The sequence below is a fragment of the Rhizobium nepotum 39/7 genome, from assembly GCF_000949865.1.
GTDB lineage: Bacteria > Pseudomonadota > Alphaproteobacteria > Rhizobiales > Rhizobiaceae > Agrobacterium > Agrobacterium nepotum.
In genome coordinates this window covers 63,853-73,328 of the sequence record NZ_JWJH01000022.1, presented here as the reverse complement: position 1 = coordinate 73,328, position 9,476 = coordinate 63,853, and the positions used below count along the sequence as shown (strand labels likewise).

Below are 9,476 nucleotides of genomic sequence, written 5' to 3'. Positions count from 1 at the left end.
CCTGCCGGATGATTTTCGATTGAGCGACATGACCTCCAAAATCCTCATCAGCGCCTGTCTTCTCGGCCAGCCCGTCAGATATGACGGCAAGGGAAAACCTCTCATCCACCCGGCGATAGACCGCTGGCGGCAGGAGGGCAGGCTGGTGACGATCTGTCCGGAAATGGCGGGCGGCATGCCTGTGCCGCGCCCGCCGGCGGAAATCGAGAAGGGCGCGTCCGGTCTCGATGTGCTGGAAGGCCGTGCCCGTGTCATGGAGATAAGCGGCGGCGATGTCACGGCGGAGTTTATCGCAGGCGCTGAAAAGGCGCTGGCCCTTGCCGAAGCCAATGGCTGCGCCCACGCGCTGCTGATCGACGGCAGCCCGTCCTGCGGCTCGGTCGCGATCTATAATGGCTCGTTTTCCGGCGTCAAACATGGGGGCAATGGCGTGACGGCGGCGCTGCTCGAAAAAGCCGGTATCGCCGTATTTTCACCTGCCGATATCGACCGTCTGGATGTTCTGACATGTTGAAGAAAAGCGCCGGAGTTTCCTCTGGCACTGTACGGATAACCGTAGCTTTATGAGCTTGCCTGACAGAATAACGGACGAAGAATTTAATATTCGCCTGATGATTACCGCGCACCGCGTAAAATGCAGCGATTGCGCGATTATCTGACTTTTGTCATCAAAAAGCCGTGAGGGGCAACGGCTCAGTTGCCGCGCAATTTGAAGTCCGGGAAGTCGGGTGCGGCAATTACCGAGGCGCTTGCCGGTACCGCAGCTTTGTCCGCAGAGATTTCCTTGACGGCCGCCGTGGTCGTCGTCACGTCGATGCCGGCGGGCGTCGAAGCCGTTTCGTCGGGATGCGCTACGGCCTCGCCCTCATCATAGGTCGCAATTGCGGTGCTGGGGGTTTCTTCCGGCATCCATGCGGGATTGGTGCTGACGAAGGTGACGGGCGCGCCGCCAAGCCAGGCCTCGGTGCGCACCAGCGCGCGCTTGCCCTCGACTTCGCGCATTTCCGTGTGCTGTGTACCCGGCTCGATGGAGGGGATGGCATAGCCCTGTGGGGTGGTCTTGTCCTTCACGGGCTGGCAACCGGCGCAATCGAGACGAACGAAGCTGCCGTTGCCGGTATGCGCACCGTTTATATATTCGATGGAAGACGCCATCGCCGACCCGCCGGCCAGTGCGACAATCGCTGTCAGAAGAAGACGACGCATCGAAAACCCCCCGAATGACGGCGCAGTCTCTCGATTGAGATACGATGCGCCATTCAATGTTCGGCAAATATTATCGGTCTTTCGTTTCCATCAGGTCAGCAAACTTGGTAAAAATTGAACGAAGTACGCGCTCTGAGCGCTATTTGCCTTAGACGTCAGGCCTTTTCACGCGCCACGGCCTGCCAGCCGATATCGCGGCGGCAGAAACCGTTTTCCCATTCAACCTTATCCGTCAGCGCATAGGCGCGCGTCTGCGCTTCCGTCACGTTCTTTCCGAAGGCGGTAACGTTCAGCACACGGCCGCCCGTCGCCACCAGCCTGCCGTCCTTCAGCGCCGTTCCGGCGTGGAAGACCTTTGCTTCTTCGCTGGCGTCGGGAATATGTGCGATCGGTGTGTTCTTGTCGTAGGCGCCGGGATAACCCTTGGAGGCGAGAACGACGGTCAGCGCCGCATCGTCGCGCCATTCGGCTTCCACCTTGTCCAGCGTGCCGGTGGCCGTGGCGTAGAGGATCGGCAGAAGATCGCTTTTCAGCCGCATCATCAGCACCTGGCATTCCGGATCGCCGAAACGCACATTGTATTCGATCAGTTCGGGGCCTTTCGCGGTGATCATCAGGCCGGCGAAAAACACGCCGGAGAAGGGATTGCCGTCTTTCGCCATGCCTGAAATCGTCGGTTCGATGATCTCCTTCATGGTGCGCTCCACCATGGCTGATGTCATCACCGGGGCGGGGGAATAGGCGCCCATGCCGCCGGTGTTCGGGCCGGTGTCGCCGTCGCCCACACGCTTGTGGTCCTGCGCGGTGGCGAGCGCCAGCGCGGTCTTGCCGTCCGAAAGGCAGAAGAAGCTCGCCTCCTCGCCATCAAGAAAGGCCTCGACCACCACTTCGGCTCCGGCAGCACCAAAAGCACCGTCGAAACATTCGTCGATGGCGGCAAGCGCTTCCGTCTCTGTCATCGCGACGGTCACGCCCTTGCCGGCGGCAAGCCCGTCCGCCTTGATGACGATGGGCGCGCCCTGTTCGCGGACATATTGCTTGGCCGGTTCGGCGGTCTTGAAACGCTGGTAAGCGCCGGTCGGAATATCGTAACGGGCGCAGAGATCCTTGGTGAACCCCTTGGAGCCTTCAAGCTGGGCGGCAGCTTTCGAAGGGCCGAAGGTAGCGATGCCGGCTGCGCGCAGATCATCTGCCAGACCCGCGACCAGCGGTGCTTCCGGGCCGATGACGACGAAGTCGATCGCCTTCTCCTTTGCAAAGGCGATGACGGCCGCGTGGTCTTCGACGTTCAGAGACACCAGCGTCGCATGGTCGGCGATGCCGGGATTGCCGGGTGCGGCGTAAAATTCTTCGAGCAGGGGAGACTGGGCGATTTTCCACGCCAGTGCATGTTCGCGTCCGCCGGAACCGATCAACAGAACTTTCATGGTCAATATCCCTGCAATCTCGCCTGTAACCTTGTTGCTGGGGCGTTAAGGGCAGGGGGGCGAAAGGTCAAGGAGAAAGCGCCGCAAATGTCCGTCTTTCCCTTGAACTCAGCCTTTCCTGTGGAATCGTTGCTGCCTCTTGTTGTCACGCCACAATCAGACATTATGTTCGCCGCTCCAGATGTGACCTCAGAGAACCTCATGACCGCAGATAATGCCCGCCTCGCCACGCTCATCGCCTCCGAAATCAACGCCCGCGCCGATCAGGTGAAGGCGGCAGTGGCGTTGCTGGATGAGGGAGCGACCGTGCCCTTCATCGCCCGTTACCGCAAGGAGGCGACGGGAGGGCTGGATGATACCCAGCTTCGAACGCTGGCGGAACGCCTCGTTTATCTGCGCGAATTCAATGCGCGTCGTGCTTCCATCGTCGAAACCATTACCGGTCAGGGCAAGATGACGGACGCTCTGATGGTCAAGATCATGCAGACCGCCACCAAGGCGGAGCTGGAAGATCTCTATCTGCCCTACAAGCCGAAGCGCCGCACCCGCGCGGAAATCGCCCGCGAGCGCGGTCTTGGTCCCCTTGCCGAGGCGATCTGGGCGAACCGCGCAGCCGATCCGGCAAAGCTTGGCGAAGCCTATGTTCAGGGCGAGGTGGCTGACGTGAAGGCGGCGCTCGAGGGTGCGCGCGACATCGTGGCGGAAACCATGACGGAAAACGCCGATCTTCTCGGCCGCCTGCGCGATTACATGCGTCAGAACGCGACGTTCCGCGCCAAGGTGGTGGACGGCAAGCAGGCGGCGGGCGAAAAGTTCTCCGACTATTTCGATCATTTCGAGCGTTGGTCGACGGTACCGGGTCACCGGGCGCTGGCCATGCTGCGCGGCTGGAACGAGGAAGTGCTGACATTGACCATCGATGTCGATGCGGATGACCCGTCCCCGATCAAGCCCGCGCAGCGTTCCGTCGCCGCCGCCTTCGATATTCGCAATGCCGGCCCGGCCGATCAATGGCTGATGGACGTGGCGGGCTGGACCTGGCGGGTGAAGCTCTCCATGTCCCTGTCGCTCGATCTCATGCGTGAATTGCGCGAGCGGGCGGAAGAAGAGGCGATCAACGTCTTTGCCCGCAACCTCAAGGACCTGCTGCTGGCCGCACCCGCCGGTTCGCGCGCCACCATGGGGCTTGATCCAGGCATCCGCACCGGCGTCAAGGTGGCCGTGGTGGATGGCACCGGCAAGCTGCTCGATACTTCCACGGTCTATCCTTTCCAGCCGAGGAACGACGTGCGCGGCGCGCAGGCGGAACTCGCCTTGCTCATCCGCAAGCACAATGTCGAACTGATCGCCATCGGCAACGGCACCGGCAGTCGCGAGACGGAAAAGCTGGTCGCCGATCTTCTGGCGCAGATGCCCGCTTCGGCTTCCGGCGCAAAGCCGACCAAGGTCATCGTTTCGGAGGCGGGCGCGTCGGTCTATTCCGCTTCGGAACGGGCGGCGGCGGAATTCCCCAATCTCGACGTTTCGTTGCGCGGAGCCGTTTCCATTGCGCGCCGTCTTCAGGACCCACTGGCGGAGCTGGTGAAGATCGAGCCGAAATCCATCGGCGTCGGCCAGTACCAGCATGATGTCGATCAGGGCCGCCTCAGCCGTTCGCTCGATGCTGTCGTGGAAGATGCGGTGAACGCCGTCGGCGTCGATCTCAATACGGCCTCGCCGCCGCTTCTGGCACGGGTTTCCGGCCTCGGTGCGTCGATTGCCGATGCCATCGTCGCCCATCGCGACCAGACCGGTCCCTTCGCCAGCCGCAAGGACCTGCTGAAAGTACCGCGCCTGGGCCAGCGCACCTTCGAGCAATGCGCGGGCTTCCTGCGCATCACGAACGGCAAGGAGCCGCTGGATTCGTCTTCCGTGCACCCGGAAGCCTATGGCGTGGCGAAAAAGATCGTCGCCGCCTGTGGCCGCGACCTGCGCACGCTGATGGGTGACAGCGCTACGCTGAAAGCTCTCGACCCGAAGCGCTTCATCGACGAGCAATTCGGCCTGCCGACCGTCAAGGACATCATAGCCGAGCTGGAAAAGCCCGGCCGCGACCCGCGCCCGAGCTTCAAGACGGCGACTTTTGCCGACGGAGTCGACGAAATCACCGATCTGAAGCCAGGCATGCTGCTGGAAGGCACCGTCACCAATGTGGCCGCCTTCGGGGCTTTCGTGGATATCGGCGTGCATCAGGACGGGCTTGTGCATGTGTCGCAACTGGCCGACCGTTTCGTGAAAGACCCGCATGAGGTCGTGAAAGCGGGTGATGTCGTCAAGGTGCGAGTCGTGGAGGTGGACGTGAAGCGCAAGCGCATCGCTCTCACCATGCGCAAGGATGGCGGCGAGGCGGCACCCCAGCCGATGCGGGAAAAAGGCAATGCGAGCGCCATGCGCCATGCGAATTCCAAACCGCAGGGACACAACGAGGGGTCGCAATCCGGTGGCGCTCTTGCCGCTGCTCTGGCCGAAGCGATGAAGCGACGCTGACCTCAGGTTGAAATAATTTTATGGAAAAGCCCTGCCGGGAACCTCGGCAGGGCATTTTTGTTTGATGAAATCGTTCAATTTTTTTGAAATGAGGCTATCTTGAAACTTGTAAGGAAAGGAATACGGTCAGTAAAAATGATAAGTGAGACTTAGCAATTGGGGGTGCCATGGCGTCGTCTCTGCATGTTCTTCTGGAAAAGATAATCAAGATCGGTGATCTCACCGTCAACAGCCCGGGTGGCAGCCGTACATTTGGTGACGGCACGGGAAAAAAGTTGGTTCTGAATTTCACCGATGAAGCCGCCATGCAGGAGATTGCCGCCGATCCTGCGTTGAAACTCGCCGAGATTTATATGGAAGGCCGTATGAAGATCTCGGAGGGTGACATCTACGACTTTCTGGCGCTGGTCAAAGGCAATACGCTAAGCGAGGCACTGTCCTTCGGCATGATCTGGCGCGGTATCGTGCGCATCGTCACCGCCCGCATCAAGATGCATCTGCCGGTCAACCACAACAAGAGCAACGTCGCTCATCACTATGACTTGAGCGCCAAGCTTTTCGACCTCTTCCTTGATGAGGACTGGCAATATTCCTGCGCCTATTTCAATCCGCCTGATATCAGCCTTTATGAAGCGCAGGTCGCCAAAAAACGGCATATCGCCGCCAAACTGATGACGGAACCGGGCCAGAGCGTGCTGGAGATCGGCTCCGGCTGGGGCGGAATGGCAATGTACATTGCCGAAAGCGCCGGTGCTGACGTGACCGGCATCACGCTCAGCGAGGAGCAGTTGCGCGTTTCCCGCGACCGAGCGGCAAAGCGCGGGCTTGCCGGCAATGTCCGCTTCGAATTGCAGGATTACCGTTATCTGCCGGCCTCGAAAAAATTCGACCGCATCGTCTCCGTCGGCATGTTCGAACATGTCGGGCCAACCCATTACGGCGACTATTTCGACAAGGTGGCGGAGGTGCTGGACGACAAGGGCGTGATGGTGCTGCATTCCATCGGCCAGCCAAGTCCGGCGCTGGCGACCAATCCCTTCATCGAAAAATATATTTTCCCCGGTGGTTACATTCCATCGCTCGGTGAAGTGCTGCCGGCGATCCAGAAGTCGGGGCTGCTGGTGAAGGATATCGAAATCCTGCCGATGCATTATGCGCACACGCTCAGGCATTGGCGTGAGCGTTTCGTGGCGCGCAAGGCGGAGGCGATAGCACTCTACGACGAACGGTTCTTCCGCATGTGGGAGTTTTATCTGGCGGGGTCCGAAATGGCCTTCACCCACGAAAATTTCCATATTTTCCAGATCCAGCTCGCCAAGGAGCGTGACGCCGTTCCGCATAATCGCGATTACATCGCCCGCAATGAAGCGAAACTGCTGGAATTTGAAAAGACACGGCCGCCGCTGGAGAAGGTGGCGTTCTAAGGACGGCGTGAGCGGCAAAGTCGTGGCTTGTTTACAGAGCTCTGTCCAAACTCGACGTCATCCTCGGGCTCGTCCCGAGGATCCAATCACGTATCGTGAAATCAAATGGTTGCAGATGCCCGGGACAGGCCCGAGCGTGACGGTGGAGAGGTTTTCGGACATTGCTACCACCCTCGCGGCATGAGGGTTGCCCTCTTTGCTGCTGGTTAATGGAATGGAAACGGAATCCCTCTAATTCTACGCTCACCTGTTTGTATTGCGTTTCTGGGGTTCCTTTCATGTTCAAGCCATCAGCGGCAGTCGCCGCTTGTGTTCTATCGCTTTTTGCCGTCGGCAACGCTCATGCCGAGGGCTGGTTTTCCGGCGACTGGTATCTGAAGCTCGGCGGTTCGGGTTTTTCCGCGCCGAAATATCAGGGCGACAACAAGAACGAATTCGGCTTTTCGCCGATCATTTCGCTTGGCCGCCAGGGGCAGGGCGCGCGTTTCACCTCGCGCAACGACAGCGCCTCGATCTCGCTGCTGGACAATGGCCCGATCAGCATGGGTCTTGCCGGAAAGCTGGTATCCCCGCGTAACCAGAAAGATTCCGACGATCTGAAAGGCATGACCCGCATCAAGCGCGGCGGCGAGCTTGGCGGTTTCGCCGAGGCCTATCCGACCGACTGGCTGCGTATTCGCGGCGAAGCCCGTCAGGGTATCCGCAGCCATAGCGGCGTTGTCGCCGACCTCTCGGCCGATGTCTTCACCGATATTGCGCCCGGCATTCAGATTTCCGCCGGTCCGCGCGCCACATGGGTGAGCAGCAAATACAATGAGCGCTATTACGGTGTGAGCGCCGCCCAGACGGCCGCCGGCGCGCCATCGCCCTATAGCCCTGGCGGCGGCCTGCATTCCGCCGGCGTCGGCGCCGCCATCACCTGGAAAGTCACCGAAGCCGCCGAAATCGGCTCGTTTGCGGAGTATCGCCGTCTGACAGGTGACGCCGCCGACAGTTCGTTGGTGCGCGAGCGCGGTTCGAAAAACCAGTTCGTCGTCGGCGTTCAGGCAAGCTACAAATTCGGCTTCACGCTGCCCTGAGATAACGCGATATCGCCACCCCAAGCCCCGTCGCGAAAGCGCTGCGGGGCTTTTTTGCGTCTGCCGCCAAGTGCTGAAATCGATTCCGATTTGCCCGCCGATGCTGTAGAACCGTTCCCATGGTTCACAGCGATTTGTCAGACCGCGTTTCGGACGCGCCATCCAATAACTGGGTCTATCGGATTTTGCCGAGGCCTCTCTGGCCCTATGCGCAACTTGCAAGATGGGATCGCCCCATCGGCTGGCAATTGCTGATGTGGCCATGTTTCTGGTCCGCAGCACTGGCGGCCAATGCCGCGGTGGCGAGCGGTGGTTTCTCCTGGGCCACGCTGATCTGGCATCTGGTGCTGTTCTTCATCGGATCGGTGGCGATGCGCGGTGCGGGCTGCACCTATAACGATCTCGCGGACCACAAGATCGACATGGCCGTGGCGCGCACCCGCTCCCGGCCGCTGCCGTCCGGCCGGGTGAGTAGGACGCAGGCGAAGGTCTTCATCGTGTTGCAGGCGCTCGCCGGATTTGTGGTGCTTTTGCAGTTCAACGGTTTTGCGATTGCCGCCGGTATCTTTTCGCTGGTCTTCGTGGCGATCTATCCTTTCGCCAAGCGCTTTACCAACTGGCCGCAGTTTTTCCTCGGCCTTGCCTTTTCCTGGGGCGCGCTGATGGGCTGGGCGGGACAGTTCGGATCTGTCTCCTGGCCGGCTGTCCTGCTTTATGTCGGCTCCATCGCCTGGACGATCGGTTATGATACAATCTATGCCCATCAGGACAAGGAAGACGACACGGCGGTGGGGATAGGTTCGACCGCGCTGCTGTTTGGGGATAATACACATCGCTGGCTGGTTTTTCTTTATGGCACAGCCCTTGCCATGATCGCCCTGTCGTTCTGGGGGGCGGGTGTTAACGTGATTGCCTATAGCGGCCTTACCGCTGCCGCGATCATGCTCTTCCGGCAGGTCTGGGTGCTGGATATCGATGACGTGGCGCAATGCCTGATGCTGTTCAAATCCAACAACCGTGTCGGGGTGCTGATTTTCGTGGGCCTCATTCTGCCGCTTCTGCTGGCATAAGGCTGCTGGAAGGCAAGATGCAAAAAGCCCGGCCGCGTTGTCCGCGCCGGGCTTTTGATTGTTTGGCTGAAGATTATCAGCTGCGGGCGATGATTTCCTTGCCCTCGATCTTCATGCTCATGCCCAGCGAACCGGTGGAGCGGCGAACGAGGAAGCGCGGGCGGCGCTCCGCGAAATAGGAGTGGCGGCGGCGCGGACGGGTATTTTGGGTGCGCACCTTGCCGAGATGTTCTTCGAGCGGACGGGCGACGCCGTCTGCTTCGACCATCAGCATGGGAATGCGGTATGCTTCCGACCAGCTGCGCCAGTCGGCGGCGATGTCGCAGAGGTCATGAGCGACCAGAAGCGGAACGCAAAGGTCCGGATCGTCATGGTGAAGTTCCAGCGTCACCGTGACCTGTCCGTCACCATGGTCGATGGCGCGGGCGGCAACACCCTTGAAGGCGCGGGCGGGCAAAGCGAAGGATAAAGGCAGGCCGGAAGAGGACAGGACCTTTCTCAGAACGGCACCCCGTTCATCGAGCGTGACGGCGATATCGGTCGCGCCGTTACCTTTGCCGTAGGTGACCTGTTGCGGAAAACGTGCCGGGTCGAGTCTGAGTGTGGCGACGGCCCAGTCGGGCTTCAGAACGGTCTTGGTCATGTTTATTCTACCCTTGTTTTACCTGAGAGCCGGTTTCCGGTCTTCTCATCGGGACTTTTCGTCCTCTGATGTCAGGAGAATATCCGCCGCATGTTCGAGAC

At 60.1% G+C, this 9,476-nt stretch carries 8 protein-coding genes; 5 read left to right on the top strand and 3 right to left on the bottom strand.

The features are described from left to right. Nucleotides 1-28 precede the first annotated feature (28 nt). Entirely contained in the window at nucleotides 29-514 is a 486-nt protein-coding gene (locus RS75_RS21060) for a DUF523 domain-containing protein (RefSeq protein ID WP_045024122.1), read from the top strand. A gap of 179 nt (nucleotides 515-693) precedes the next feature. Here RS75_RS21060 and RS75_RS21055 read toward each other — a convergent pair whose 3' ends face one another. Both RS75_RS21055 and purD read right to left on the bottom strand, forming a co-directional pair. After that, nucleotides 694-1,206 (bottom strand): plant virulence effector HPE1-like domain-containing protein, encoded by a 513-nt coding sequence (locus RS75_RS21055; RefSeq protein ID WP_045024120.1) that lies wholly within the window; start codon nucleotides 1,204-1,206, stop codon nucleotides 694-696. 155 nt (nucleotides 1,207-1,361) lie between these two features. Continuing rightward, nucleotides 1,362-2,633, bottom strand: coding sequence for a phosphoribosylamine--glycine ligase (purD, locus tag RS75_RS21050; RefSeq protein WP_045024118.1), 1,272 nt, complete (start codon nucleotides 2,631-2,633; stop codon nucleotides 1,362-1,364). A 201-nt stretch (nucleotides 2,634-2,834) separates the two neighbouring features. Between purD and RS75_RS21045 the strand changes: the two genes are divergently transcribed. The 4 genes from RS75_RS21045 to ubiA all read left to right on the top strand — a co-directional run bounded on the left by RS75_RS21045 (nucleotide 2,835) and on the right by ubiA (nucleotide 8,732). Then, nucleotides 2,835-5,159 (top strand): Tex family protein, encoded by a 2,325-nt coding sequence (locus tag RS75_RS21045; RefSeq protein ID WP_045024135.1) that lies wholly within the window; start codon nucleotides 2,835-2,837, stop codon nucleotides 5,157-5,159. Between the two features lie 167 nt (nucleotides 5,160-5,326). After that, on the top strand, nucleotides 5,327-6,583 hold the full coding sequence (locus RS75_RS21040; RefSeq protein WP_045024116.1) for an SAM-dependent methyltransferase: 1,257 nt from the start codon (nucleotides 5,327-5,329) through the stop codon (nucleotides 6,581-6,583). A gap of 278 nt (nucleotides 6,584-6,861) precedes the next feature. Then, nucleotides 6,862-7,662 (top strand): MipA/OmpV family protein, encoded by an 801-nt coding sequence (locus RS75_RS21035; RefSeq protein WP_045024133.1) that lies wholly within the window; start codon nucleotides 6,862-6,864, stop codon nucleotides 7,660-7,662. A gap of 119 nt (nucleotides 7,663-7,781) precedes the next feature. Beyond that, nucleotides 7,782-8,732, top strand: a complete 951-nt coding sequence (gene ubiA / locus RS75_RS21030; protein WP_045024114.1) for a 4-hydroxybenzoate octaprenyltransferase — start codon at nucleotides 7,782-7,784, stop codon at nucleotides 8,730-8,732. Nucleotides 8,733-8,808: 76 nt separating this feature from the next. On the opposite strand, the gene RS75_RS21025 is transcribed toward ubiA, so the two are convergent. Continuing rightward, nucleotides 8,809-9,375 carry a DUF6101 family protein gene (locus RS75_RS21025; RefSeq protein WP_045024112.1) on the bottom strand — a complete coding sequence of 189 codons (567 nt, stop codon included), beginning with the start codon at nucleotides 9,373-9,375 and terminating at the stop codon, nucleotides 8,809-8,811. Nucleotides 9,376-9,476: the final 101 nt, after the last annotated feature.

What these genes read in the sequence shown, in the direction of transcription:
- RS75_RS21035 (WP_045024133.1), top strand. Translation starts at nt 6,862, where the DNA reads ATGTTCAAGCCATCAGCGGCAGTCGCCGCTTGTGTTCTATCGCTTTTT.
- RS75_RS21055 (WP_045024120.1), bottom strand. Translation starts at nt 1,206, where the DNA reads ATGCGTCGTCTTCTTCTGACAGCGATTGTCGCACTGGCCGGCGGGTCG.
- ubiA (WP_045024114.1), top strand. Translation starts at nt 7,782, where the DNA reads ATGGTTCACAGCGATTTGTCAGACCGCGTTTCGGACGCGCCATCCAAT.
- RS75_RS21060 (WP_045024122.1), top strand. Translation starts at nt 29, where the DNA reads ATGACCTCCAAAATCCTCATCAGCGCCTGTCTTCTCGGCCAGCCCGTC.
- RS75_RS21025 (WP_045024112.1), bottom strand. Translation starts at nt 9,375, where the DNA reads ATGACCAAGACCGTTCTGAAGCCCGACTGGGCCGTCGCCACACTCAGA.
- RS75_RS21040 (WP_045024116.1), top strand. Translation starts at nt 5,327, where the DNA reads ATGGCGTCGTCTCTGCATGTTCTTCTGGAAAAGATAATCAAGATCGGT.
- purD (WP_045024118.1), bottom strand. Translation starts at nt 2,633, where the DNA reads ATGAAAGTTCTGTTGATCGGTTCCGGCGGACGCGAACATGCACTGGCG.
- RS75_RS21045 (WP_045024135.1), top strand. Translation starts at nt 2,835, where the DNA reads ATGACCGCAGATAATGCCCGCCTCGCCACGCTCATCGCCTCCGAAATC.